The organism is Pseudoalteromonas sp. APAL1 (assembly GCF_021532475.1).
GTDB lineage: Bacteria > Pseudomonadota > Gammaproteobacteria > Enterobacterales > Alteromonadaceae > Pseudoalteromonas > Pseudoalteromonas lipolytica_C.
On the sequence record NZ_JAKGAW010000019.1, the window covers coordinates 1 to 26,367 of the forward strand.

Consider the following 26,367-nt stretch of genomic DNA (forward strand, 5'->3'; position numbering starts at 1 on the left):
AGTTTTTGTATTTCATACCAATGCGCTTAATAAAGTGGTCTATTTTGAGGCAGCAAAACCTCGTTGATAACAAGGCAAAAATTTCGTTATTTAGTTGTGCTCGGCAATTGATCCTGCATTGCTCTACCTTCTGCATCCATGCCGTCGTAAATCAGAAATTTTTAACCCAGGTAGCGACAGGTTTAATCCCTCAAAATGATTAAGTATTATTGCGGATTGGTACTACTTAAAATCTACTCTTTAAAGAATGAGTCGTCATTTTTGGCGAGCATGGCTTCAATATCTTCAATCATATCTTGGCTAAGCTCATTAGCGTTGCTAATAGGTGTTGAAATTCGATTATTTTCGAATGACCACTCACCTAAATCAATAAGTTGACATCGTTTTGAACAGAATGGACGGAACGGACTTTGTTCTGACCACTCCACTTTTTCTTTACAAGTTGGACAATTTACAACAGTTGGCATTGCTGCTTCTCAATAATTCATTTAGGCTGATCTTACTGAACTGGAGTGAGAGAATCCAGTAACGAGTTAGAAACTCGTTACTCGGTTGATTTCTGCAAGTGAGGTGACACCCGCTGCGGCTTTTTTGAGTCCAGATAATCGTAAGTTATTGAATCCTGATCTTAATGCTACTTCTGCAATCTCTAAGGAATTACCACCCCGCATAATAATTTGCGCAATTTCAGGTGTGATCTGCATTACTTCATAGACACCAACACGTCCTTTATAACCCTCAGTGCAACTATCACAACCTTTAGGTGCAAATAGTTGTATTTCACTAAGCTTGTCTTTATCAAAACCTTGGCGAATCAGTTCTTCATCAGGTAGTGTTTCTGGTGTTTTACACTTAGGGCAAAGTCGTCTTGCTAGACGCTGTGCAATAATAAGACTAATTGAACTTGCTACGTTATAAGCAGGCACCCCCATATTTAAAAGACGAGTTAGGGTTTCTGGCGCTGAGTTTGTGTGTAGAGTTGATAAAACTAAGTGACCCGTTTGTGCTGCTTTAATCGCGATTTCAGCGGTTTCAAGATCACGGATCTCACCAACCATGACAACATCAGGATCTTGTCGCAAGAATGCTTTTAATGCGTTAGCAAAGGTCATTTCAGCTTTTGGATTAATTTGTACTTGGTTTATCCCTTCAAGGTTTATCTCTACAGGATCTTCGGCGGTACTAATATTACGCTCTGGCTGGTTGAGAATGTTTAAACCGGTATAAAGTGATACGGTTTTACCAGACCCTGTAGGACCTGTCACCAAGATCATCCCTTGTGGCTGCTCAAGTGCATCCATGTAAAGCTTCTTCTGCTCAGGCTCATAGCCAAGGACATCGATACCGAGCATGGCACTTGATGAGTCGAGAATACGCATTACGATTTTCTCGCCCCATAATGTAGGCAATGTACTTACACGAAAATCGATACTTTTACGTTCGGTTATTTTAAGCTTAATACGACCATCTTGAGGTTTACGTTTTTCTGCGATATCTAGTCGCGACATAACCTTGATACGTGCAGATAAGCGGCTAGCCAAGCTATTTGGCGGGCTTGCCATCTCATGCAAAATACCATCGATCCGAAAACGCACACGATATCGGTGTTCATAAGGTTCAAAGTGTAAATCCGACGCGCCTTTTTTAATTGCATCCATTAAAATTTTATTGATGTAGACAATAATCGGTGCATCGTCTTTGTCTTCATCTTTTGTTGTCAGATCTTTTGTTGGGTTACTGTCTAGGTCACCAAGTTCTTTAAATTCGTCTTCACTTAAATGCAAACCACTTGCTGCATCAAATAATTGCTCAATTTTCTTTTCGAGTTGATTGTAATCAACAACCACGACTTCGCATGAGAGACCTGTACTAAACTCAAAGTTTTCAAATGCGCCATAGTCGGTCGGATCCGATGCTGCTATATAAAGTTTACTGCCTTTTTTTACAAGTGGCAGAATGTGATGCTCGCGAATGAGTTTTTCTTTGATCAGTTCTTCAGATACTTTTGTGACATCAAAGTCTTTAATATCAAAATAGGGAACACGAAATAGATCGGTGCATTGCTCGGCAAGTTCATGGCCATTCATACCACAGCTTTTGGCGATAAGCTCTGCGGTAGAGCTATACTCTTTTTGTTTTAACTTTACTGTCTCGGCATCAATACGACCAAGAGTAATATACTTTCTAAGAAGCGGTGAGTTTATATTCATTGCGCACCTAAGTTGAGCCTATCTTTGCCACAATCTACCAGAAAAAATTAGGGTGTAACATCAGTCTTGTCTGATTTAGTCAAAATTGCAAAGTAAAATCATCATAAACTCATGTGTTTATATTTTTCGGTAATTCTTTTGTACTGGTTTTGGCGTGCTATTTAATATTAGCATTCTATTTTTAATTAGCTATTGTTGTGCAGATGCTAAATATGAGAGATGTAACTCTTTAACTGTTAGAAAAACCTCCCTAAGAGGGCGATTGTTATCTAAAATATCATCCGCTTTTAGTAGTTTATCGTCTCTAGACATTTGTGAGGCTATGATTTGCTCAGCTAATTCAGTGGAAACATCATCGCGTGCTGTGGTTCTCGTTATTTGCACCTCAACCGGAACGTCAACGAGCAAAGTGCGGTTACAAAATTTCTCTAAGCCATTTTCGAATAGTAGTGGTGCAACTAATATTACATAGGAGCTGGTGGCCTTTTGTAATTGCCTCAGCATTGATTCTCTAATAAGCGGGTGCAATAAGCTATTTAGCCATTGTTTTTTAGATTCATCAGCAAAGATTATTGTTCTTAGTTTTGCGCGATCGAGTGTGCTGCTACTCGTGAGTATTTCATCACCAAAATATTCAGTAATTTTTTTAAGACCCGTTGAGCCTGGCTCGACAACTTCTCTGGCAACAACATCAGCGTCGACTACTTTAATTCCAAGTTCTTCAAACATTGCGCTTACCGCGCTTTTTCCAGAGCCAATACCGCCAGTAATTCCTAAAATCCACTTTGCCACAATCAATAACCTAAAAAGTTAAAGTAATAGGCTTGAATTTGCTCACGCCATAGCAAAGTGACCCAACCAGCAATCGCCAGGTAGGGCCCAAATGGGATTGGCGTGGTTTTATCTTTACCTTGAATGATTATTTGTGTAATGCCAATGATGGCACCAACGACACTTGATAATAGCACGATAGTTAAAATATCTTGCCAGCCTAGTAGCGCACCAAACACGGCTAACAGTTTAAAGTCGCCATAACCCATGCCTTCTTTACCAGTAGCAAGCTTAAATAACCAGTAGACACTCCATAAGCTCAGGTAGCCAACTGCGGCGCCGATAATAGCATCGCTCGGCGCAATGGTAATATCCAAAGTTGCAGCAATTAATGCTAACCAAACCAATGGCAATGTGAGCTGATCAGGCAGTAACATATGATCTATATCTATGAAGGTTAAAGCGACCAAAACCCAAGTAATTAATATATAAAGTAGAGCTAATTTAGTTGGACCAAACACAGCTGCAACTATTAAACTTAAAACAGCTGTTAAAATTTCAACAATAGGATAACGCACCGAAATCGGTGTTTTGCAACTGGCACAACGACCTTTGAGTAATAACCAACTTATAACAGGAATATTCTGCCAAGCTTTTATCGCTGCTTTGCATGTAGGGCAAGTTGAATTAGGTTTTACTAAGTTAAAGGGGTCTTGTACTGTTTGCTGTTTTGAATTGAGCTCATCGGCCAATACAATACGGCATTCCGTTTGCCATTCTCGTTTCATCATCAGTGGCAAACGATAAATCACCACATTTAAAAAGCTACCAATACACAGGCTAACTAAGCCCACAGTCAAAAAATAAAACCACTGCTGACTTTGCATTGCAGTGGTTATATCAAGAAAAAAGTTTTCCATTAAATTACCTAACTTCTGGCCATTTATAGGCCGATTTTATTTCGCTGTGTTGAACCGTTTTTATTATTTATTTTTTTATTGCAAGCTATCTATTAAGGTTTAGTGTGTTGCTTACAGCTTACAGCTTACAGCTTACAGCTTACAGCTTACACTACAGACCCTAGTTGGAATATAGGTAAATACATTGCAACAATCAAACCGCCTACAAGTACACCTAAAACAACCATAATGAGAGGCTCAAGTAGGCTTGATAAGCCATCAACGGCATCATCCACTTCTTGCTCATAAATAGTTGCCACTTTTGCAAGCATACCATCTAGTGAACCTGACTCTTCACCAATAGCAACCATTTGCACTACCATATCAGGGAAAATTTTTGTGTTGCGCATTGCCCAGTTCATTTGATTACCTGAACTTACCTCGGCTTTTATTTCTAAAATCGCATAACGGTATACTGCATTACCAGAAGCCCCAGCAGCTGAATCGAGTGCATCCACTAAAGGTACACCTGCAGCAAAGGTTGTTGATAAGGTACGTGCATAACGCGCAACTGCGGCTTTATTTAAAATCATACCAACAACTGGGAGTTTTAAAATAGCTCTATCATTAGCATCTCTGAGCTTCTTACTTTTAAAAAGAGCTTCTTTATAAATAAAACCTATTGCTATAAGTGCAATCAAAATCACCCACCAATATTCTTGCATAAACTCCGAAATACCAATTACCATAAGAGTAAAGGCTGGTAGCTCTGCGCCAAAACCATTAAAAATATCTTGAAACTGCGGTACAACAAAAATTAATAGAATTGATGTTACGATAATAGCAACTACAAGGACCGCAACAGGATAAAACATGGCCTTTTTGATTTTTGATTTTAAGGCTTCTGCTTTTTCTTTATAAAGCGCAACACGGTCATAAATTTTATCAAGTGCGCCCGATTGTTCACCAGATGCGACTAAGTCACAATATAGATCATCAAAATAGCGAGGGTGCTTACGTAAAGCTTGCGATAAAGGCATACCTGCTTTTACATCATCGCCAATACTTTCCATTAATTTTGCGACGCTTTTGTTTTTTGAGCCACTGCCAATCATTTCAATAGATTGTATTAAAGGGACGCCAGCCATCAACATTGTTGCGATTTGTCTGGTCACAAGAGCAATATCTTTAGACGTTATTTTCTGCGTACTTTGAATGCCAAATAGGGGTTTAGGCTTACGCTTAACCTTTAAGGGAGTTATACCTTGTTTACGTAGTTGTGCTTTTATGAGTGCTACACTGCTACCTGAAAGTTCTCCTTCCAGTTTTTTCCCTCGAGCACTTACACCTGCCCATAAGAAAGTGTCATGGCTTTTATTATCAGTTTTTTGAGTCATATATTAACCATTGGGATTCTTCTACCCCGCAAACGAATGAACTAATAGCGAAAAAATAACTTTAACACTCTCTAGTTTAGCGTAAATGTTACACTTAATACCAAGTATATCAAAGATGCTGTAGTGGTTTTTATTTTATTATATTCTAATGTATTATTTTGCTCTTTACGAAATTTAGCATGGTTTTTAGTGAATGAAATTATAAATAATAACGCTATTTTATGAACTTTCTTTGTATATTTATTGTTTTAATTGAATGTGTTATGGAGGTTGGCGAGATATAAATTAATAAGCATGCCATATGTTTTTTAATATATTCTAGTTACTAAAAAATAATTTTTATTTCACTTTTTTATATTAGGATTTTATGATGGTAAGATGTTTTAAATTAAATTTAGTAGGTTAGAGTATATTGTTATTTAGTAATATTTTAAAAAATTAAAACACAAAAGGCAGCAATCGAGCTACCCTTTGTGTGATAGATATAAATATTAGCTACAGTTACCTGGCTTAAATTTATTCTCTAAACCATTACCAGAAGCACAAGACCATACTCCCTCAGCATTTCTATTTAAAGTAAGAGTTTTACCGTTAATCTTACCCGCATTACCATTTTTCATAGTACAAGTGATAGATGTAATGCCCGTTATAGCTAGTGTACAGTATGTACCGCCATTAACTGTCTGACCAATATAGCCTACATCAGTATTAGTTAAGGAAGGAGTTTTACCTTGGTTTACAGCAACTTCAAATTGAGTTTTTAAAGCTGAAACTTCAGCATAAGCTGAACCAGCTTGAGATTTAGCTGTGTAATCTTGATACTGTGGTAGTGCAATAGCTGCTAGAATACCGATGATTGCAACTACAATCATTAATTCAATTAGGGTGAAACCCTGTTGCTTTTGTTGTGTCATTTGTTCCTCTCCTAAAGGATATGATGATTTAGTAAGTTTAGCTATAACTTCAGCGTTGTAAAACCAAGGCTCAACTTACAGGTTAAATCTTACAGTTTTAATTTAAATGTCTTCAAATATAGCGTGATTGATAACAAAGTTTTCAAAAAACATCCCATGTTCAAAGCATATAAAATTACTTTAGCATTATTCAATGCATTTGAAAGCTATTTTACTGTAAGACAAGCAGTTTTTCTGAACTTTCCGGCCTTACTTTGAGACAGGTCAAGCCTCTAAAATAGGGGGAACCCATTAGTAAAGTCTATACGCCTGTTGTAAATCATTGAAATGTTTGTAGTTTAAATGTTAGTTATGAGTAGTTTAGTACAAAAGGTTGATCTGCATCAAACAAATGTATGTTTTTTGTTACTCACCTAAGCTTTTTACGTATTTAATGCTTTTTTTATTTTCTTGTCAATAAATTAGGTAAGTCACTAAATACGTATAAAGGGGAAGTTAGCCGTTAAATCGCATGGATAGATCGATTGATTGTAAATTTTTTGTAAGTGCACCGCTCGAGATAAAATCTATACCCGCTTGCGAGTAAGTTTTAAGAGTTTCGAGTGTCATATTGCCAGACACTTCAAGTTTTGCGCGCTTATCTGTTATTGTGACTGCTTGCTGAATTTGCTCAACGGTGAAGTTGTCGAGCATAATGATATCAGCACCCGCAGTGATTGCTTGCTCAAGCTCATTAAGTGATTCAACTTCTACTTCAACTGGCTTTGTAGGGTGGTTGCTTTTTGCTTGTGCTACTGCTTTATCAATACCGCCACATGCAGCGATGTGGTTTTCTTTAATAAGAAATGCATCAAATAGCCCGATGCGGTGATTCGCGCCACCACCACATTTAACTGCGTATTTTTGTAACGCCCGTAAGCCAGGAATTGTTTTGCGTGTATCGAGTAGCTGTGTGGTTGTACCTTCTAGCTCTTTTACATAACGAGCAGTTGTTGTTGCTGTGCCAGAAAGTGTTTGTACAAAGTTAAGGGCCGTGCGCTCTGCAGTTAAAATAGCGCGAGCTGAACCAGATGCTGTAAACAAAGTGGCATTCGCTGCGACTTTATCGCCATCATTTACCAGTACATCAACTTTCACTGTTGGATCGACTTGGTTAAATACTTCTAAAATAATCTCTTTTCCACAAAATACACAGTCTTCACGAGTTATTACCTTGGCATTCGCTTGCTCGTTTTCAGGTATCAGCTGTGCGGTGATATCACCGTCACCGGCGCTTTGGTAATTCAAATCTTCATCAAGGGCAAGTTTAACCAATTGGCTAATTAAAGAGTGAGGGACTGACATGTAGAAAGCTCATTGTTTATGAATAAATTGGCGAAATTTTACTATGTTTAACCCCTTATTAGAAGTTAAAGATCGACCGCCAGTAGAGGAGGCTTAATCGCATCCTCCTTAGCGAAAATGAATCTAACTAGACCCTAAGTTTTTAACCATTTACACTATTTAACTTTACTGTCATTGTTAGTTTTTAAAATGCATATAAATGAACTTGGTCAATTAAACAATGTGTTACAACGTCCATGTGCACATTATGATGAACGCCCTGATAATGAAGTCTCATTATTGGTCATTCATAATATTTCTTTGCCGGCAGGGCAGTTTGCAACACCTTATGTTGATGATTTATTTATGGGATGTATTGATTGTTCTGCGCATGAGAGCTTTGCTGATTTAGAGGGTTTGCGGGTTTCCGCCCATTGCTTTATTCGTCGTACAGGAGAGATAATTCAGTATGTTCCTTTTACCAAACGAGCTTGGCATGCAGGCGTATCAACATTTGAAGGCAGAGAACGCTGTAATGACTTTAGTATTGGTATTGAGCTTGAAGGCACCGACACGCAAGCGTATACCCAAGCACAATATAATGCATTACACTTGGTGACATCGGCATTAATCGAAAAGTACCCAGATATTAATCGTTCGCGTATCGTTGGTCATTGTGACATTGCACCGGGCCGAAAAACGGATCCAGGTAGAAGTTTCGATTGGCAATACTATTTTGATTTAGTGTTTTAGTTAAAGGATATAGGTAAAAGCATGATCTTAATTTCAATAATTATTGCTTTGGTGATTGAGCGTTTAGGGGCGCGGGCTGATTATTGGCAAATCGGTTTTTATGCCAACTCCTATCTTAAGCACTCGCAAAAACACCTTTCAGAAAAAGGCTTATTCAATTCCCCAATAGGCTTTTTGATTTGGTTAATGTTACCAGTGGTTGCCGTTGGACTAGTTTATCAATTCTCAGATTTTATAATTTGGCAGTTAGCTGTGAATGTTGCTGTACTGTTGGTTTGCTTTGGCTGTGCTAAGCAGCGTGCTTTATATAAGTCATACTTAAATGCATTAACACGTAACGATCAAGAAGCTGCTTCTTTATTTGCATTACAGATGGGGCAAAAGAAAACAGAAGATCAGCCCCATGGTGAGACATTTGGGCAAACGCTAGCATGGCTAAATTTTCGTTTTTATTGTGCAGTGATTTTTTGGTTTGTGGTTTTAGGTGTACCAGGCGCGGTGCTTTATGCACTAGTTCGAACCTTTGCAGACAAGGTAAGGGACGATCACAGTGTTGTCTATGCTAAACGTTTTAAACTGATTCATAGCTTACTGTTTTGGCTCGATTGGTTACCAGCACGTGTTGCTAGCTTTGGTTATTTAGTGATTGGTAACTTTAATAAAGGCACCAGTTGTTGGTTGAAGTATGTGCTCGACTTTTCAGTTAGTAACCGAAAAGTCGTTACGCAAACCGCACTTGCTGCTGAGCAAATAGAGCAACAACATTTTGGCTGTACTTACGAAGCCACCTGCATGATGAAACTTGTAAAAAGAAATGTATTGTTCTTTTTAGTGATTATTGCAGCACTTACTTTATTTGGTGGTTTGGCGTAGTAGATTGTAGGAATGACTTTATTCATAAATTGCTCTGTTAGTGCACTTCTATTGAGTTCTGATTTTTCAGCACTGAAGTGCATCCTACCTGTACTTGCTTCCAAGTCATTCAAATAGACTAACATCTACTATCTGATGACTAAATGCTTAGATGTAATACCTAGTGCTTACCTATCTGGTCTGACCATTTATTTTTTATTGTTTTTTCCTTCAGAAAAAGTCACTTTAATCCATACTGTTTAATCTTTAAGCGAATTGCGTTAGGGTGTTATTAGTCTTAAATCGCACTGAAATTGACAGAAATACGGGTTTTTGATAACGTATGCCTCAATTTGGTATGACCAATTTACCTTTTTGGTCAAGGCACAAAGTTAAGTACCCGATATTTATAGGGTTAATGCATAACAATGCGGACGTTAATAAATGTCTTTAAAGATTAAAGCAGCAAAATTATCTGATGTTATTTTACAGCAACTTGAGAATATGATTCTCGAGGGATCGTTAGCGCCAGGTGAAAAGCTGCCTCCGGAACGTGAGCTTGCGAAACAATTTGAAGTGTCGCGACCTTCACTGCGTGAGGCAATCCAAAAGCTAGAAGCAAAAGGCTTGGTGACACGTCGCCAAGGCGGCGGAACCTTTGTAAAAAATCAACTTGAAGAGGGGCTCACTGATCCGCTTTTTGATTTGATCAGTAAGCATCCAGAATCACAATTTGATTTACTTGAATTTCGTCATGCCCTTGAGGGGATCGCGGCTTATTACGCGGCTATGCGTGGTACCACCAATGACTTTAAAAAAGTAAAACAAAGCTTTGATAATATCGCGCTTGTTAACGATGACATTGTGCAAAAAGCAAAAGCCATTAATGCATTCCATTTTAGTGTGGCTGAAGCATCTCATAACGTGGTGTTACTACATCTAGTCAGAGGGATGCAGGCTTTACTAGAGCAAAATGTATTACAGAATTTAACTGTACTGTTAAAAAAACCACAGATCAGCCAACAGCTTGCAGAGCATAGGCGACTGTTGATGGATGCGGTTATTGAAGGAAACCCAGAGCAAGCACGTCTTGCTAGTAATGCTCATTTAGCCTTTATCGAAGAAGCCTTACTTGAGGCTGGCAAAGAGCATTCGCGGATTGAACGTAGTTTAAGACGCACCAAACAACATTAAGCAAGTGATTAGCTAAGTTTAGTTAACTACTTAATTTAAGATTTATTAAAATAATTAGTATTTTAAACATAAGGAAACCTCCATATGTCTGAAGTCAATAAAATTGACGTAGACGCGCTAGAAACACAAGAGTGGTTACAAGCCCTTGAATCTGTTGTGCGCGAAGAAGGTGTAGAACGAGCTCAATATTTACTTGAGCAAGTGTTAGAGCAAGCCCGTTTAGACGGTGTTGATATGCCTACTGGCACGACTACTAACTACGTTAATACCATTCCGGTAGATCAAGAGCCTGCTTACCCAGGTGACGTAAACATTGAACGTCGTATTCGTTCAATCATCCGTTGGAATGCGATCATGATCGTATTACGTGCGTCGAAAAAAGATCTAGACTTAGGCGGCCATATGGCGTCTTACCAGTCTTCTGCTGCATTCTATGAAGTGTGTTTTAACCACTTCTTCAAAGCACCAAACGATGTAGACGGCGGTGACTTAGTGTATTACCAAGGCCATATTTCTCCTGGTATCTATGCACGTGCATTTGTTGAAGGTCGTTTAACAGCTGAGCAGCTTGATAACTTCCGTCAAGAAGTTGATGGTAAAGGTCTTCCTTCATACCCACACCCTAAATTAATGCCTGAATTCTGGCAGTTCCCTACAGTATCTATGGGTCTTGGTCCGATTGCATCAATCTACCAAGCGCGTTTCCTAAAATACCTAGATGGTCGTGGTTTAAAAGACACTAAAAACCAACGTGTATACGCTTTCTTAGGCGATGGTGAGATGGATGAGCCAGAATCACGTGGTGCAATCTCATTTGCTGCGCGTGAGAAGCTAGATAACCTATGTTACCTAATCAACTGTAACTTACAGCGTTTAGATGGCCCAGTAATGGGTAACGGCAAGATCATTCAAGAGCTTGAAGGTCTATTCAAAGGCGCTGGCTGGAACGTGATTAAAGTTGTATGGGGTAGCGGTTGGGATATCCTACTAGCCAAAGATACAACAGGTAAATTACTGCAGTTAATGAACGAAACCATTGACGGTGATTACCAAACATATAAAGCGAAAGATGGTGCATACGTTCGTGAGCACTTCTTTGGTCGTTACCCAGAAACAGCAGCACTTGTTGCTGATATGACTGATGAAGAAATTTTCGCACTTAAGCGTGGTGGTCATGAGCCATCAAAACTTTACGCTGCATTCAAAAAAGCGGAAGAAACCAAAGATCGTCCAACAGTAATCCTAGCTAAAACTGTAAAAGGTTATGGCATGGGTGATGCAGCTGAAGGTAAAAACATCGCGCACCAAGTTAAGAAAATGGACATGACACACGTTGAGCACTTACGCTCACGTTTAGGTCTTCAAGATTTGGTTTCTGATGAAGAAATTAAAGACCTTCCATATCTTACACTTGAAGAAGGTTCTGAAGAGTACAAGTATCTTCACGCACGTCGTGAAGCACTGCAAGGTTACACGCCTAAGCGTATTGCTAAGTTCTCTGAAAAGTTAACATTACCTGAAGTTGACGCGTTCAAGCCGCTACTTGAAGAGCAAAAACGTGACATCTCAACAACAATGGGCTTTGTACGTGCACTTAACGTGTTACTAAAAGACAAAGGCATTGGTAAAAACATCGTTCCTATCATCGCTGATGAAGCGCGTACGTTTGGTATGGAAGGTTTATTCCGTCAAATCGGTATTTACAACCCGCATGGCCAAAACTATACGCCGCAAGACCGTGACATTGTTTCTTACTACAAAGAAGCGACATCAGGTCAGGTACTACAAGAAGGTATCAACGAGTTAGGTGCAATGTCATCATGGGTTGCTGCTGCAACATCTTACAGCACTAACGACTTACCGATGATCCCATTCTACATCTACTACTCAATGTTCGGTTTCCAACGTGTAGGTGATATGGCGTGGATGGCTGGTGACCAACAAGCACGTGGTTTCTTACTAGGTGCGACAGCTGGTCGTACTACACTTAACGGCGAAGGTTTACAGCACGAAGATGGTCATAGCCACATTCTTGCCAACACTGTACCTAACTGTATTTCTTATGATCCGACATTCGCATACGAAGTAGCAGTAATCATGCAAGACGGTATCCGTCGCATGTACGGTGAAGACCAAGAAAACGTGTTCTACTACCTAACGCTAATGAACGAAAACTACCATCAACCAGCAATGCCTGAAGGCGCTGAAGAAGGTATTCGTAAAGGTATCTACAAACTTGAAACTGTGGCTGGCGAGAAAGCAAAAGTACAGTTACTAGGTTCAGGTACAATCATGATGGAAGTGCGTAAAGCGGCACAAATCCTAAGCGAAGAATATGGCATTGGTTCAGATGTATTCTCTGTAACGTCATTCAACGAGTTAACACGTGATGGTCAAGATGTTGAGCGTTTCAACATGCTTAATCCTGAAGCAGAACAAAAGACTGCTTACATCACAAATGCATTAACAGATGCAGTAACTGTTGCAGCAACAGACTACATGAAGAACTACGCAGAACAAGTTCGTTCATTTGTTCCAAGCAGCAACTATAAAGTGTTGGGTACAGATGGTTACGGTCGTTCTGATAGCCGTGAAAACTTACGTCGTCACTTCGAAGTTAATGCGGGCTATGTTGTGGTTGCAACATTATCAGAGCTTGCTAAACGTGGTGAAGTTGAGAAGTCAGTGGTTGTTGAAGCAATCAAGAAGTTCGACATCGACACAAACAAAGTTAACCCGCTATACGCATAAGAGGTTCCAATGAGTATTGAAATTAAAGTACCAGATATCGGTGGCGATGAAGTTGAAGTAACCGAAATCCTTGTTAGCGTTGGTGATAAGGTTGAGGTTGATCAGTCGTTATTAACGGTTGAAGGCGACAAAGCATCAATGGAAGTACCTGCTGCACAAGCAGGTACGGTCAAAGAAATAAAAGTGGCTGAAGGTGATACGGTAACAACGGGTTCACTTATCATGATCTTCGAAGGTGAAGAACAAGCAGCTGCACCAGCACAAGCTAAAGAAGAAGCTAAAGAAGAGCCAACTAAACAATCTTCAGCTTCTGCAACGCAAGAAGTTAATGTACCAGATATCGGCGATGATGAAGTTGAAGTAACTGAAATCATGGTTGCGGTAGGTGACACGGTTGAAGAAGAGCAATCTTTATTAAGCGTTGAAGGCGATAAAGCATCAATGGAAGTACCTGCGCCATTTGCTGGTACTGTTAAAGAGATCAAAATCGCAACTGGCGATAAAGTAAAAACTGGCTCTTTAATCTTCGTTTTTGAAACGGCATCAAGCGGCTCTGAAGCACCTGCAGCAGAATCAACTCAAGCAGAATCAGCTTCAGCAGAAGCTGCTCCTGCTTCATCTGGCACTAAAGAAGTAAACGTGCCAGATATAGGTGGTGATGAAGTTGAAGTAACCGAAGTGATGGTTGCTGTTGGCGATAAGGTTGAAGAAGATCAATCAATCTTAAACGTTGAAGGCGATAAAGCATCAATGGAAGTACCAGCACCATTTGCCGGTACAGTTAAAGAAATCAAAGTAGCAGCTGGAGATAAAGTATCAACTGGCTCACTTATCTTTGTATTTGAAGTAGCCGGTAGTGCACCCGCTGCAGCTGAACCTGCTCCTGCAAAAGCTGAAGCCGCTCCTGCTGCAAAAGCACCAGCAGCTGAAAAGCCTGCATCAGCACCTGCAAGCAACGAAGGTTTTGCAGATAACAAAGCGTATGCACATGCATCACCAGTTGTTCGTCGTTTAGCGCGTGAGTTCGGTATTAACCTAGCAAACGTAAAAGGTACGGGTCGTAAGAATCGTGTTGTTAAAGAAGACGTACAAAACTACGTAAAAGACCTTGTGAAGAAAGTTGAGTCAGGTCAACTATCTGCAGGTAAAGGTAATGCGGGTGGCGGTGAGTTAGGTCTTATCCCTTGGCCTAAGGTTGATTTTGCTAAGTTTGGTGAAATCGAAGAGAAGAAACTTTCTCGTATTCAGAAGCTATCAGGTGCTAACTTACACCGTAACTGGGTGCAAATCCCGCATGTTACACAGTTTGACGAAGCGGATATCACAAGCCTTGAAGCATTCCGTAAAGAGCAAAACGCGCTTGCTGAGAAGAAAAAGCTGGGTGTTAAAATCACACCACTTGTGTTTGTGATGAAAGCGGCGGCGAAAGCACTTGCTGAATTCCCAACGTTTAACTCTTCACTGTCTGAAGACGGCGAAAGCTTAATCTTGAAGAAGTACATCAACATTGGTGTTGCGGTTGATACACCAAACGGCTTGGTTGTTCCAGTATTCAAAGATGTTGATAAAAAAGGCATCATTGAACTTTCTCGTGAATTAATGGAAATTTCAGCTAAAGCACGTGACGGCAAGCTAACTTCATCTGATATGCAAGGCGGTTGTTTCACAATCTCAAGCCTTGGTGGTATCGGTGGTACAGCGTTCACGCCAATTGTGAATGCGCCAGAAGTTGCTATCTTGGGTGTATCTAAGTCAGAAATGAAACCTAAGTGGAACGGCAAAGAGTTTGAACCTAAATTAATGGTTCCATTATCAATGTCATACGACCATAGGGTTATTGACGGTGCACTAGCAGCACGCTTTACTGTGACGCTAGCAAGCTACATGAGCGATATTCGTCAATTGGTGATGTAATCGTCTCATAATTTATAAGAATCAAATCCCAGCAAGGTGTTTTTTGCTGGGATTTTTACCATTGGCAATGATACAATCTTTGCCATAGAACAATCTTGGTATAGATATCTGCTCTCCCTTTCTGCCTTGCAGAAACATGGCAGTTAAACTTAGGGGCAGTGTCCCGTTCAAACATTTAAGGTAATAGCATGAGCAACGAATTAAAAACTCAAGTTGTTGTACTAGGCGGTGGTCCTGGTGGTTATTCTGCGGCTTTCCGTGCTGCTGACTTGGGCTTAGAAGTAACATTGGTAGAATCTCGCAACACATTAGGCGGTGTATGTCTAAATGTGGGTTGTATTCCTTCAAAAGCACTTTTACACGTAGCTAAAGTGATTGATGACGCTGCAGAAATGTCATCTCACGGCGTTACTTTTGGTAAGCCTGAAATCGACCTAGACAAAATCCGTGATTGGAAAGAGTCTGTAATCGGTCAATTAACTGGCGGCCTAGACGGCATGGCTAAAATGCGTAAAGTGAAAGTAGTTAATGGCTACGGTAAATTCACTGGTAGCAACACACTAGCTGTTGAAGGTGAAGACGGTACAACAACGATCACATTTGATAATGCTATTATCGCTGCAGGTTCTCAACCTGTTAATTTACCTTTCATCCCTGAAGATGACCGTGTAATTGACTCAACAGGTGCACTAGAGCTTAAAGACGTTCCTGAAAAACTACTAGTTTTAGGTGGTGGTATCATCGGTCTTGAGATGGGTACTGTATACCGTGCGCTAGGTTCTGAAATCGACGTAGTTGAATTTGCTGATCAATTAGTACCAGCAGCTGATAAAGACGTTATCAAGATCTACCAAAAATACGTTAAGAACAAGTTCAACGTAATGCTTTCTACTAAAGTAGTTGGCGTTGAAGCGAAAGAAGACGGTCTATACGTTTCATTCGAAGGCAAAAACGCACCAGCTGACGCAGTACGTTACGACAAAGTACTTGTAGCTGTAGGTCGTACACCTAACGGTAAATTACTTGACGCTGATAAAGCAGGCGTTAACGTTGATGAGCGTGGTTTCATCAATGTTGATAAGCAGCTTAAAACAAACGTTGATCACATCTTCGCTATCGGTGATATCGTTGGTCAGCCAATGCTTGCGCACAAAGCAGTTCACGAAGCTCACGTTGCTGCAGAAGTTATCTCAGGTCAGAAACACTTCTTCGATCCTAAGTGCATTCCTTCAATCGCATACACAGATCCAGAAATCGCATGGGTTGGTGTAACTGAGAAAGAAGCTAAAGAGCAAGGCTTAAACATCGAAACTGCGGTATTCCCATGGGCTGCTTCTGGCCGTGCAATCGCTTCAGCACGTACTGAAGGTCAAACTAAGCTAATCTTCGATAAAGACTCAGGTCGCGTTATCGGTGGTGCTATGGTTGGTATCAACGCAGGTGAAATGTTAGGTGAAATCGGCCTAGCAGTTGAAATGGGCGCAGACGGTGAAGACCTAGCGTTAACTATTCACGCTCACCCAACGCTAAACGAATCAATCGGTCTAGCTGCTGAAATCTTCGAAGGTTCAATCACTGACCTTCCAAACAAAAAAGCAGTTAAAAAGAAGTAAGTTCTTTTAATGAATAGCTTTAAAAAACCCAGCTTAGGCTGGGTTTTTTGTATTTAGATTGGAGCAACAAAAAACCGTGTTTGTTATTACAAGCACGGTTTTTGTTATTAAGAGCTCGGGTTACTTATGGTAGCTTAAGCAGGTTTCAACTTCATTTTTAGAGCCTAAGATCACCGCCACTCGCTGGTGGATGGCATCAGGTTGAATCTCCATGATGCGCTCAGTACCTGTAGAGGCAATACCGCCAGCTTGCTCAATTAGCATTGCCATTGGGTTTGCTTCGTATAATAAACGTAATTTGTTTGGTTTGTTTGGATCTTTCGTGTCTGTTGGGTACGTGAAGATACCACCACGGCATAATACACGATGAACATCCCCCACCATTGCAGCAATCCAGCGCATATTGAAGTTACGGTCGCGCGGGCCTGTGTCACCGGCTAGCAAATCGTTAATATAATTTTGCATCGCAGGTTGCCAATGGCGTTGATTTGAAGCATTGATAGCAAATTCGCTGGTCTCTTCTGGGATTTTTGCAAACTCTTGCGTTAATAAGAAGGTGCCGTGAGTTTTATCTAAAGTGAAAAAGCGCGTGCCTTTACCTGTGGTAAGAGCCAATACGGTTGATGGGCCATATAACACGTAACCTGCCGCAACTTGGTTCTTACCTGGTTGCATAAAGATACTAGGGTCAGCTGGATCAGAGCCTTCAGGCGCCGCCATAATTGAGAAAATCGTACCAACGAGCGAGTTGATATCAGTATTTGATGAACCGTCAAGTGGGTCGAATGCAACAATGTAGTTGGCATTTGGATTACCTGCAACAGTGAAGTCTTCTTCTTCAGAGGCAATGGCTTTTACGTAGCCCGATTCTAATAAAATATCTTTTAAAAGTTGGTTAGTTAGAACGTCGAGTTTTTTCTGTGTTTCACCCTGAATGTTTTCGTCTAGGGTTGAGCCTAATACGCCAGATAGGGCGCCTTGACCAACACGAAATGAAATCTCTTTACATGCCGCAAGTACCGTTCTGATCAATGAGATCAGTTCACGAGGGCAACCATCTTCTAACAATACCGGTGGGAGTCTACGCATTCTATTTTCCTGATAACGTTGTAGCCAGACATTTTTAGTGTGAGAGAGAATGTCTTAGCAAGCGCTGAATTTCGTCTTAAATAGCTGATTTTTATAAACGGTACTTTATACTGCTTAATACCTATACAGTATTTAAAACGCGAATAACAAAGATAAGATTATGCAAAAAATACCATTACTACGATATCTGCTCTTAACTGTGCTACTTACTATGATAACTCAAGCACACGCAGCAATTAAGTCTATAAATGATTTTACTGAAAAAATGACTCATTTTTCGGGCTATTTTTCATTTTATTACGATACAGAAAACGGCAAATTGTACCTTGAGGTGGATAAACTCGATCAGCAATTTTTATTACAACAAAGCCTACCTTACGGTGTTGGCTCAAACGATATTGGCTTAGATCGTGGTCAGTTAGGTGATACTCACTTGGTACAGTTTGAGCGTTTTGGTGATAAGGTGATGCTAAGAGCCATTAATACTTATTACCGCGCTAACACTAATAATCTTGCGGAACAACAAAGTATTAAAGAAGCATTCGCATCAAGTATTTTAGCGGGTTTTAGTGTTGTTGCTCAATCAGACACTGCTGTATTAGTTGATTATACACCTTACCTATTAAGCGATGTTCATGGTGTGAGCCGCCGTTTATCGGCAACCGGGCAAGGAAGTTTTAACTTAGATAGCAACCGCAGTGCAGTTTATTTAGCGCGTTCAAAAGCATTTGAAAAAAATACAGAATTAGAAGCCGTGCTTACTTTTCAAGGAAATAACCCGGGTAAGTATGTTCGCCAAGTGAGTGCCGACCCCTATGCGCTGACAGTGCATATGCATCATTCATTAATTGAGTTACCTGATGATAATTACACCCCGCGCAAATTCCATCCTCAAGCAGGTTTTTGGAGCATTGAGCATAAAGATTATGCGGCTGCGCTGGGTGAGTCTATGTATGTACGTTACATCCCACGTCATCGTTTAGCGAAAAAAGATCCGAGCTTACCAATCAGCGAACCCGTTGAACCGATTGTTTATTATTTAGATCCTGGCGTACCTGAGCCAGTTAAAACAGCGTTACTTGATGGTGCTAAATGGTGGAATGATGCATTTAGTGCAGCAGGCTACAAGAATGCTTTTATCGTTAAAGTATTACCTGATGATGCAGACCCTATGGATGTGCGCTATAACGTGATCCAATGGGTGCACCGTGCAACACGTGGCTGGTCGTATGGCAGCTCTGTGATTGACCCGCGAACAGGCGAAATTATCAAAGGTCATGTGACACTCGGGTCACTGCGTGTTCGTCAAGACATCCTAATTGCAGAAGCATTAGCTGCTCCATACTTTGAAGGCAATGAAGTGGCTAAGCGTTTACAAGCCATGGCACTTGATCGTATTCGTCAATTAAGCGCCCATGAAGTAGGGCATACTTTAGGTATTTCGCATAACTTTGCAGCGTCAGTGGCTGACAGAGCCTCTGTAATGGATTATCCACATCCGTTACTGAGCTTTAATGAGCAAGGTAAGTTAGATGTAAGCCGAGGCTATGCTGCTGGTATGGGCGTTTGGGATACTCAAGTGATTAAATACGGCTATAGTGATTTCACTAATCAAGATGAAGCACAGCAATTGGCCGCAATTTTAGCTGAAAACAAAAGTAAAGGGCTGGAGTTTATCTCAGACAGTGATGCCCGCGCTCAAGGTGGTGCTCACCCAACTGGCCATTTATGGGATAACGGTAGTTCACCGAGTGATGAGCTAATGCGTGTACTTGATGTTCGTAAACAAGCGCTGACGAGCTTTGGCATTGAGAACATCAAAACGGGCACTGCTTTATCGCAACTAGAAGAAATGCTGGTGCCACTTTATTTATTCCACCGTTACCAAGTAGAAGCTGCGGTTAAACTAATTGCTGGTGTGAATTACGAGTACGAAGTGCGCGATGGCTCACAGCCTAAAGGGGCGCAGGTTGTTGCAAAGCAAACACAACAAGCGGCAGCCGATGCAGTGCTTGCTACACTAAAAGCCGAGAACCTTGTTTTACCTGAGTCGGTATTAGCGCTTATTCCACCAAAAGCGTATGGTGAATCTAAGTCACGGGAGAGCATTGTTGGTCGCACAGGACTAACGCTTGATGCTATGGCACTGCCTGAGGTGGCTGCTGCACATAGTTTGAATCTACTTTTTAATAGCCAACGCATTAACCGCTTAGCGCAGCAGCAAGCAAGAAGCGATGCATTTTATGGTTTAGATGCGCTATTAGCGCAAACTTATCAGCAAGTTTTTGAGCAAAAAATTGCTTCAGGGATGGCAGGTAAAATTAGCCAGCGTGTGCAGCTTTTAACAGCGAAACAGTTTGCCGATTTAGTCGCAAGCAGCGAAGTCGCACCCGAGGTACAAGCCCAACTTCGTTACTACTTAGCTAAACTAGCAAAGAGTTATCAGCAAGAATCAATGCTAGGCAGCGCATCAGTTGGTAACAGTGCATTCAAGCAATATTTAAGCGAGCAAATCAGTCACTTTTTAGAAAGTGGTGAATGGCCTGCCAACTTTAAAGTGTTGCCAATGCCACCGGGTTCACCAATTTAACCCTCCTGTGTTTTAAGGCGCCTAGCACAGCTAGGCGTTTTACTTGCATAAAACTGGATATTTGCTAATCTAGCGGCCTTCCTTTTTTGTCTTATTGAGGTGTATATGGCGTTCTTTTCTCGCTCGTTGTTGGCAGCGGCCATTACATTCTCTAGTTTTTCCAGCTACGCTACCCTTGAAAAAAAACAATGTGATGTTGAGCTTAGTCATGGCTTAATTATTACTGACGATGTTATTCGTATCGTTGATAAAGGTCAGACACGGGTACAAATTAATAACGATAAGCAATTATTTATTCGTGGTTACTGGGTTGATTTGAGCCCCGAAGAAAGCAAAGTTGTTGAACAGTTTAGCCGTGGTATCAGACAAACCGTCCCAGAGCTAGTAGACCTTGCGACTGATGGTGTAAATCTCGGTTTAAGTGCGATTGAACAGGTCGTTGAAGGTATGTCAGATAAAGAGCCTGAAGTACTAAAAACTCAGCTGCAATATGTTGAACGTGCGCTGATGGATAAGTTTAAGCGTGGCGATGACTTTTTCTTTATTGCTCCGCAGTCGCTGTCGAAAATCGATGATTTCTTCACTAAGGAAATTAGCCAAAAAATTCACTCCGCAGTTCACGGTTCACTGGGGGCTATTTTAGTGTCGCTGGGGGATGCGTTTAAATCGCGCGAAGGGAATATCGAAGATCGTATCAACGATATGGGACAGCGAATGGATATCATCTCAAAAGAAATTGATAAATCACTGCAAAAAAAAGCAGAGCAGCTTGAGATGAAAGCTTCTGAGTACTGTGAATGTTTAAACTCTTTAGATGTAACTGAATCAAGGTTACAAAAAATAGTGCCTGGAATGGCAGATTTTGACTTAGTGCAAATTAAGTCATAGCCTTTTTTAAAGATAAAAAAACCGTGTTTTGAACACGGTTTTTTTGTTTGTGTTTATGCTTATTAAACTTTAAACGCATCGACCGATAATCGAAGCTCTTCTGCTAACTTAGCAACTTCTGAGCTTGAGATGTTAGTTTGGTTTGCGCCTTCAGCGGTTTGCTCTGCAATTGCCACGATAGACTCCAATCGTTCACTGATCTCTTGAGATACTTGTTGTTGCTCATGAGCCGCAGTGGAAATTTCTTCACTTACATTGTGCGCTTGAGCAACAGCTGCAGTAATTGAGTCTAGTGCAGTGTTGGCAAGATCTGATTGCTCAACGCATGATTCAGCTTGTTGTTTACCTTTAGACATTGCTGCTACAGCAGCTTCTGCGCCTACTTGCAGAGATTCAATCATTGCTTGAATTTCTTGGGTCGACTCTTGTGTTTTACTTGCTAGTGAACGTACTTCGTCTGCTACAACCGCAAAACCACGACCTTGTTCACCGGCACGTGCCGCTTCTATAGCCGCGTTGAGTGCAAGGAGGTTAGTTTGTTCAGCAATGCCACGAATTACATCTAAAATACCGCCAATTGACGCGCTGTCTTTGTGTAACTGATTAATAACGTGTGATGCATCATCAACTTCACGCGCAAGTTGTTCTATGGTTGCTTTGTTTTGCGAAGAAATACCTTTAACACGATCAGCTTCTTTATCCGCATTTTTTATTTCGCTAAGTGCTTGTTGTGCACTGCTGCTTACTGCTTGTGATGTGCTGCTCATTTCAGTGGTTGCAGTGGCTGCTTGTTCAACTTGTGCTTGCTGATTGCGAATTGCTTGGCTAGATTCCTCAGTGATCGCAGAAGTCTCTTCTGATGCGGCAGCAAGTTGCGTAGAACGAGAAATAATACCTTGAATAAGTGTTCGTAAACTTTCAATCAGGGTATTACAACTACGAGACAATTCACCGAATTCATCTTTTGCTGAATCATCTAAACGTTGCGTCATGTCGCCGCTGGCAACGATATCAAGAATACGATTCACCTCAAGCAGAGGTTTCGTGATACGGTTAACCGTAATGACTGCGACAACAATAGCAATTAAGGTCGCAATAGCCATCGCAATCCATGTCCAGATTGTCGCTGTCGATACATTACCACTCACATCTTGTTGTAGATCAAATGCTAAGACAGTTGCTTCGTTTACAAGATCTCTTAACTGCTTTAATGCTTCGGTGGTTGAGTTTTCCGCGTTAGCAAGTTCTGCTTGTGTTTGCGCTATGGCATCGATTAAGCGCTTTTTGTTGGCTGATAAACTGTTGTTACCACGCACATTGTTAGCCAAAGATTCAAAGTAATTATTTAAATCATTGTATAGTCCAGCGTTGTTATCAATAATTGCTGGGCGAATAAGACCAAGGCTTCGCTCAATCTCTTCTAGGTAATATACTTGCTCATTTTTAATGATATCGAGGGTATTTAGCGTTTTCACCGTAAGCATATCAGTGCTGTTTGTAACCACTGACTGGAAGTTGTTTTCCATGTTGTTGGCGGCTTGGTAGGCGCGAGAATGGTTTTCTTCAAGACCGTCAATATCAATGATATCAAGAACTACTGAGTTCGCATCTTCTGCGCTAATTTCTATATTCTCAAGCTGGCTTGCGAGTGTTTTGTTTAAATCGAGTTGTGTTTTCTTATCAGCAAATAAATTTTCGACAGATTTATTGAATCGCTTGTAGGTCTGCTCAACTTGTTGGCTGCTGCTTTTTAATTCAGGATCATCGCTGACAATGCGTTGTAACTCTTGATAAGAGCTATCATAACGTTTTTTCTGTTCATTAAAGCGATTACGTATTGTTGTTAGTTCTTCTTGTGATGATGTATAAAAACTGGCTTGTGCAGCTTTACTCATTAAAATAAATTCGACCTGCAGCTCGTAGCTTTTATCAAGCGCTGGTAGCGACAGCTGATTAACACGCTGCGTTGATTGATCAATATTGGTAATTCTGACCAACGAGTTACCACCAATAAAAAGCAGGAGCAAGGTAATGACAATAAAGCCACCCCAAATACGCTGTCTAACGGTCAAGTTCATATGTAATTCCACAAAATAGTACTAATCAACACTTATCGGCAAGGTTGCCAATTAGTTAAGTATTTAAATTTAAGTAGCTTTAATTTAAATTTACTTTAATTGTATAAATCTAACAGATGTTCAGTTATTTTTCAGTTTATTTAGATAAAAGAATGAGAACTTTCTGTGTGGTACTTATTTTTACTTAGTTCCATTAGTGTCATAGCACCTCCCCATACACAGCCTGTGTCGAGGGCATGAATATTTTTATATTCAACCTTTCCTTCTAGAGCAGCCCAGTGGCCAAATGTAATCTGTTGTTTTAATTTCAGAATATTTGGATGCTCAAACCAAGGAATAAATGAAGTATCGATACTTGTATTGGTTTTATTCTTTAAATCTAACTTGCCATCGTGGTCGACAAACCGCATCCGAGTAAAATAATTAACGATGTAGCGAAACTTTTCCTCATTGCTTAAAGATTTTAACCACTCAAGCGGGTGAGGATCATACATATGCGTAAAATAATGATGCGCATCGTCACCTTGGTAACAGGATTCGGCGAAGCGAGCACGTTTGAGGGCTTTTTTGACTGACCAGTTAGGGTTTAGCCCCGCATGACTGATAAACATATTATAGTTTTCAAGCCAAATAGCTAAAGGTTGTTGCTGTAAAAATTGAATATAATCAGCGCGTTTTGAGCTATTAAAAAGCGGTTCTAATTTATCTTTAGGATTGGCTGGCTTATTCAAATGGTGACAGGCAATCAGATGCAGATCATGATTGCCTAATGTAATGCTAACACTACCTTGCATGCTATATAGCCGCTCAAGACACGCAAGTGAATCAGGACCTCTTGCGACTATATCACCCACTAAATATAAATGATCTTGGCTAGGGTTGAAGTTAACACGTTTTAGTAACGCATCAAACTCAGTAAAACAGCCTTGTAGATCACCTATTGCGTAGTCAGCCATGCTTACCTAATGCAGTATATTTGGACGTGCTAAACGAAACACTTCGATAGGCGCTTCGAACTCAGTGCCAAACTCATTGCGCATTGTGTAGTGGCCCTGCATCGTGCCCACAGGAGTATCGAGAACTGCTCCGCTGGTGTATTTATAGCTTTCTCCAGGGGCAATTGTTGGCGTTTCACCAACAACCCCTTCACCTTGTACTTCGACTTCTTTGCCGTTGGCATCGGTAATTAACCAATAGCGACTTAAAAGTTTTGCACTGCATAAGCTGTGGTTTTTAATGGTGATTGAGTAAGCAAAAACGTATTTATCTTGTTCAGGCTCTGATTGGCCTTCAACATAGAAGGTCTCAACAGAGACCTTAATTGGCGAACCTAAATTACTGCTTGTTGTCATAAATCCAATTAGCTATATCAATAAATTGTTGTAAAGACAGGCTTTCTGCGCGAAGCGTAATATCAATACCTATGCCAGTTAACTCTTCAGCTGTAAGTAAGTTAGATAAACTATTACGCAGTGTTTTACGGCGTTGGTTAAACGCTTCTAAACAGACTGTATTTAAAAGTTTGGTACTCTTTGCTGTACGTTGCTCAGGTTTTTTAGGGATCAAGCGGATCACTGCTGAGTCAACTTTTGGTGCGGGCTTAAAGCACTCAGGTGGCACATCAATCACTGGCATCGCATGACAGTAATATTGTGTCATCACACTTAAACGGCCAAAAGCTTTGCTGCCCGGGCCTGCGACCATACGTTTGACCACTTCTTTTTGCAGCATAAAGTGCATGTGCTCAACGTTGTCTGCAAATTCAAATAAGTGGAATAACAACGGAGTTGAAACGTTGTAAGGTAAGTTACCAAATATTTTTAGTTTTTCATCCGCTTTGATTAAGGTACTAAAATCAAACTTCATTGCATCACCTTGATGCACTGTAAGTTTTGGACCTAAAAATGGATGGCTTGTTAAACGCTCTGCTAAGTCTTTGTCTAACTCAACAACAGTTAAATGGCCACTTAAATCTGCAACAGGCTCAGTGATTGCACCAAGACCCGGGCCGATTTCTACTAAATTGTCTTCAGGTTTAGGATCGATAGCCGTGACGATTTTATCGATAATCATGTCATCGTTTAAAAAGTTTTGACCAAAACGCTTACGGGCGCGGTGTCCTAAATGTACTTTATCTGTCATTGATTCTGTGCTTTTTCATGGGCGAGCTTAATTGCTTCGCGGATCGCTAATTCAAAACTACCCACATCAGCAGTGCCTGTACCGGCTAAATCAAGTGCTGTGCCATGATCTACTGATGTGCGAATAAATGGCAAGCCAAGAGTGATATTGACTGATTTGCCGAAACCCTTGTATTTTAGCACAGGTAAGCCCTGATCGTGATACATTGCCAGCACTGCATCTGCTTGCGATAAATACTTATCTTGGAAAAGAGTATCAGCTGGTAAAGGGCCAATTAAATTCATACCTTGGTTATTTAAAAGCTCAAGGGTAGGTGTAATTGTGTCAATCTCTTCAGTGCCTAAGTGACCGTCTTCACCTGCATGTGGGTTTAATCCGCACACTAAAATACGCGGCTTCTCGATACCAAACTTTGTCTGTAAGTCATGGTTTAATATCGAGATAACTTTACTTAATCGTTCAACTGTAATGGCACGTGATACATACGCCAGTGGAATATGCGTTGTAACAAGTGCAACGCGTAAGCCTTCGGTTGCAAGAAGCATGACGACATCGGCAGTATTTGATTGCTGAGCAAAATATTCGGTGTGACCACTGAATGAAATACCTGCTTTATTGATAATGCCTTTATGTACTGGACCCGTCACAACAGCAGCAAAGGTTCCATCCATATTCTTTTCACTGGCGATACGTAAGGTATCAAGTACATATTGGCCATTAGCGTCATTTAAAACGCCAACTTCAACGTCTTCACCTAAATCGACTTGATGAAGGTAAACACTTCCAGCTGGTGTGTCGGTGGGAGCTTGCGTTTCGTCAAACTTAATTAGATTTAATTCTAACCCTAATAATTTTGCGCGCTGCTTTAACAGCGCACCATCAGCAATCACAACAAGCTGGGCATCCCAGTGATGTTGAGCTAATTTTATTAGTAAATCAGGGCCTATACCGGCCGGCTCACCGGGTGTTATTGCAATTCGTATAGTCAT

The 26,367-nt window shown here is 40.7% G+C and carries 22 protein-coding genes; 9 read left to right on the forward strand and 13 right to left on the reverse strand.

Annotated elements, in window-relative coordinates; translation table 11 throughout:
* On the forward strand, positions 1-203 hold a 203-nt coding region (locus L1264_RS10975), incomplete at its 5' end, for a hypothetical protein (protein WP_235403997.1).
* A 30-nt stretch (positions 204-233) separates the two neighbouring features.
* Here L1264_RS10975 and yacG read toward each other — a convergent pair.
* The 7 genes from yacG to nadC form a co-directional block, all read right to left on the reverse strand.
* Positions 234-467 carry a DNA gyrase inhibitor YacG gene (gene yacG / locus L1264_RS10980; RefSeq protein ID WP_135923543.1) on the reverse strand — a complete coding sequence of 78 codons (234 nt, stop codon included), beginning with the start codon at positions 465-467 and terminating at the stop codon, positions 234-236.
* Positions 468-533: 66 nt separating this feature from the next.
* A complete protein-coding gene (gene pilB, locus L1264_RS10985) occupies positions 534-2,210 on the reverse strand; it encodes a type IV-A pilus assembly ATPase PilB (protein ID WP_199526194.1) in 1,677 nt (558 codons plus the stop codon).
* 189 nt (positions 2,211-2,399) lie between these two features.
* The gene (gene coaE, locus L1264_RS10990; protein ID WP_199526193.1) at positions 2,400-3,002 is read right to left on the reverse strand and encodes a dephospho-CoA kinase; all 603 of its coding nucleotides are present in this window, start codon (positions 3,000-3,002) and stop codon (positions 2,400-2,402) included.
* 2 nt (positions 3,003-3,004) lie between these two features.
* Entirely contained in the window at positions 3,005-3,901 is an 897-nt protein-coding gene (locus L1264_RS10995) for a prepilin peptidase (RefSeq protein WP_199526192.1), read from the reverse strand.
* Between the two features lie 146 nt (positions 3,902-4,047).
* Positions 4,048-5,277, reverse strand: coding sequence for a type II secretion system F family protein (locus L1264_RS11000; RefSeq protein WP_199526055.1), 1,230 nt, complete (start codon positions 5,275-5,277; stop codon positions 4,048-4,050).
* A gap of 491 nt (positions 5,278-5,768) precedes the next feature.
* Entirely contained in the window at positions 5,769-6,191 is a 423-nt protein-coding gene (locus tag L1264_RS11005) for a pilin (protein ID WP_199526057.1), read from the reverse strand.
* A 495-nt stretch (positions 6,192-6,686) separates the two neighbouring features.
* Complete coding sequence (nadC, locus tag L1264_RS11010) at positions 6,687-7,535, reverse strand: carboxylating nicotinate-nucleotide diphosphorylase (RefSeq protein ID WP_199526059.1); 849 nt, start codon at positions 7,533-7,535, stop codon at positions 6,687-6,689.
* 189 nt (positions 7,536-7,724) lie between these two features.
* Between nadC and ampD the strand changes: the two genes are divergently transcribed.
* From ampD to lpdA, 6 genes are all read left to right on the forward strand, one after another.
* Positions 7,725-8,267, forward strand: coding sequence for a 1,6-anhydro-N-acetylmuramyl-L-alanine amidase AmpD (gene ampD / locus L1264_RS11015; RefSeq protein ID WP_135923551.1), 543 nt, complete (start codon positions 7,725-7,727; stop codon positions 8,265-8,267).
* A gap of 21 nt (positions 8,268-8,288) precedes the next feature.
* Positions 8,289-9,140: a beta-lactamase regulator AmpE gene (gene ampE / locus L1264_RS11020; protein WP_138558586.1), complete on the forward strand. Its 852-nt coding sequence runs from the start codon at positions 8,289-8,291 to the stop codon at positions 9,138-9,140.
* Positions 9,141-9,563: 423 nt separating this feature from the next.
* Positions 9,564-10,313, forward strand: coding sequence for a pyruvate dehydrogenase complex transcriptional repressor PdhR (gene pdhR, locus L1264_RS11025; RefSeq protein ID WP_036965924.1), 750 nt, complete (start codon positions 9,564-9,566; stop codon positions 10,311-10,313).
* Between the two features lie 84 nt (positions 10,314-10,397).
* Entirely contained in the window at positions 10,398-13,064 is a 2,667-nt protein-coding gene (gene aceE, locus L1264_RS11030) for a pyruvate dehydrogenase (acetyl-transferring), homodimeric type (RefSeq protein WP_135923553.1), read from the forward strand.
* A 9-nt stretch (positions 13,065-13,073) separates the two neighbouring features.
* A complete protein-coding gene (aceF, locus tag L1264_RS11035; RefSeq protein ID WP_199526061.1) occupies positions 13,074-14,978 on the forward strand; it encodes a pyruvate dehydrogenase complex dihydrolipoyllysine-residue acetyltransferase in 1,905 nt (634 codons plus the stop codon).
* Between the two features lie 188 nt (positions 14,979-15,166).
* Entirely contained in the window at positions 15,167-16,591 is a 1,425-nt protein-coding gene (gene lpdA, locus L1264_RS11040) for a dihydrolipoyl dehydrogenase (RefSeq protein WP_138557162.1), read from the forward strand.
* 120 nt (positions 16,592-16,711) lie between these two features.
* On the opposite strand, the gene L1264_RS11045 is transcribed toward lpdA, so the two are convergent.
* Entirely contained in the window at positions 16,712-17,680 is a 969-nt protein-coding gene (locus L1264_RS11045) for a class 1 fructose-bisphosphatase (protein ID WP_199526062.1), read from the reverse strand.
* A gap of 160 nt (positions 17,681-17,840) precedes the next feature.
* On the opposite strand from L1264_RS11045, the gene L1264_RS11050 reads away from it, so the two are divergent.
* Together L1264_RS11050 and L1264_RS11055 are read left to right on the forward strand one after the other, a co-directional pair.
* Positions 17,841-20,270: a zinc-dependent metalloprotease gene (locus L1264_RS11050; RefSeq protein WP_199526064.1), complete on the forward strand. Its 2,430-nt coding sequence runs from the start codon at positions 17,841-17,843 to the stop codon at positions 20,268-20,270.
* A 105-nt stretch (positions 20,271-20,375) separates the two neighbouring features.
* Positions 20,376-21,158, forward strand: a complete 783-nt coding sequence (locus L1264_RS11055) for a YggN family protein (RefSeq protein WP_135923558.1) — start codon at positions 20,376-20,378, stop codon at positions 21,156-21,158.
* A gap of 62 nt (positions 21,159-21,220) precedes the next feature.
* On the opposite strand, the gene L1264_RS11060 is transcribed toward L1264_RS11055, so the two are convergent.
* From L1264_RS11060 to pdxA, 5 genes are all read right to left on the reverse strand, one after another.
* Positions 21,221-23,236, reverse strand: a complete 2,016-nt coding sequence (locus tag L1264_RS11060) for a methyl-accepting chemotaxis protein (protein ID WP_135923559.1) — start codon at positions 23,234-23,236, stop codon at positions 21,221-21,223.
* A 140-nt stretch (positions 23,237-23,376) separates the two neighbouring features.
* The gene (locus L1264_RS11065; protein ID WP_199526066.1) at positions 23,377-24,192 is read right to left on the reverse strand and encodes a symmetrical bis(5'-nucleosyl)-tetraphosphatase; all 816 of its coding nucleotides are present in this window, start codon (positions 24,190-24,192) and stop codon (positions 23,377-23,379) included.
* 6 nt (positions 24,193-24,198) lie between these two features.
* Positions 24,199-24,588, reverse strand: coding sequence for a Co2+/Mg2+ efflux protein ApaG (gene apaG, locus L1264_RS11070; RefSeq protein WP_054550996.1), 390 nt, complete (start codon positions 24,586-24,588; stop codon positions 24,199-24,201).
* Positions 24,572-25,378: a 16S rRNA (adenine(1518)-N(6)/adenine(1519)-N(6))-dimethyltransferase RsmA gene (gene rsmA, locus L1264_RS11075; protein ID WP_135923561.1), complete on the reverse strand. Its 807-nt coding sequence runs from the start codon at positions 25,376-25,378 to the stop codon at positions 24,572-24,574. The genes apaG and rsmA overlap by 17 nt, the downstream gene beginning before the upstream one ends.
* A complete protein-coding gene (pdxA, locus tag L1264_RS11080) occupies positions 25,375-26,367 on the reverse strand; it encodes a 4-hydroxythreonine-4-phosphate dehydrogenase PdxA (RefSeq protein WP_135923562.1) in 993 nt (330 codons plus the stop codon). Before pdxA ends, rsmA begins: the two co-directional genes overlap by 4 nt.

Excerpts from the sequence above, each read along its gene's own strand:
- L1264_RS11000 (WP_199526055.1), bottom strand. The coding sequence starts at position 5,277 with ATGACTCAAAAAACTGATAATAAAAGCCATGACACTTTCTTATGGGCA.
- lpdA (WP_138557162.1), top strand. The coding sequence starts at position 15,167 with ATGAGCAACGAATTAAAAACTCAAGTTGTTGTACTAGGCGGTGGTCCT.
- ampE (WP_138558586.1), top strand. The coding sequence starts at position 8,289 with ATGATCTTAATTTCAATAATTATTGCTTTGGTGATTGAGCGTTTAGGG.
- L1264_RS11055 (WP_135923558.1), top strand. The coding sequence starts at position 20,376 with ATGGCGTTCTTTTCTCGCTCGTTGTTGGCAGCGGCCATTACATTCTCT.
- L1264_RS10995 (WP_199526192.1), bottom strand. The coding sequence starts at position 3,901 with ATGGAAAACTTTTTTCTTGATATAACCACTGCAATGCAAAGTCAGCAG.
- pilB (WP_199526194.1), bottom strand. The coding sequence starts at position 2,210 with ATGAATATAAACTCACCGCTTCTTAGAAAGTATATTACTCTTGGTCGT.
- L1264_RS11050 (WP_199526064.1), top strand. The coding sequence starts at position 17,841 with ATGCAAAAAATACCATTACTACGATATCTGCTCTTAACTGTGCTACTT.
- L1264_RS11005 (WP_199526057.1), bottom strand. The coding sequence starts at position 6,191 with ATGACACAACAAAAGCAACAGGGTTTCACCCTAATTGAATTAATGATT.
- nadC (WP_199526059.1), bottom strand. The coding sequence starts at position 7,535 with ATGTCAGTCCCTCACTCTTTAATTAGCCAATTGGTTAAACTTGCCCTT.
- yacG (WP_135923543.1), bottom strand. The coding sequence starts at position 467 with ATGCCAACTGTTGTAAATTGTCCAACTTGTAAAGAAAAAGTGGAGTGG.
- rsmA (WP_135923561.1), bottom strand. The coding sequence starts at position 25,378 with ATGACAGATAAAGTACATTTAGGACACCGCGCCCGTAAGCGTTTTGGT.
- L1264_RS11045 (WP_199526062.1), bottom strand. The coding sequence starts at position 17,680 with ATGCGTAGACTCCCACCGGTATTGTTAGAAGATGGTTGCCCTCGTGAA.
- L1264_RS11060 (WP_135923559.1), bottom strand. The coding sequence starts at position 23,236 with ATGAACTTGACCGTTAGACAGCGTATTTGGGGTGGCTTTATTGTCATT.
- ampD (WP_135923551.1), top strand. The coding sequence starts at position 7,725 with ATGCATATAAATGAACTTGGTCAATTAAACAATGTGTTACAACGTCCA.
- pdhR (WP_036965924.1), top strand. The coding sequence starts at position 9,564 with ATGTCTTTAAAGATTAAAGCAGCAAAATTATCTGATGTTATTTTACAG.
- aceF (WP_199526061.1), top strand. The coding sequence starts at position 13,074 with ATGAGTATTGAAATTAAAGTACCAGATATCGGTGGCGATGAAGTTGAA.
- apaG (WP_054550996.1), bottom strand. The coding sequence starts at position 24,588 with ATGACAACAAGCAGTAATTTAGGTTCGCCAATTAAGGTCTCTGTTGAG.
- aceE (WP_135923553.1), top strand. The coding sequence starts at position 10,398 with ATGTCTGAAGTCAATAAAATTGACGTAGACGCGCTAGAAACACAAGAG.
- L1264_RS11065 (WP_199526066.1), bottom strand. The coding sequence starts at position 24,192 with ATGGCTGACTACGCAATAGGTGATCTACAAGGCTGTTTTACTGAGTTT.
- pdxA (WP_135923562.1), bottom strand. The coding sequence starts at position 26,367 with ATGACTATACGAATTGCAATAACACCCGGTGAGCCGGCCGGTATAGGC.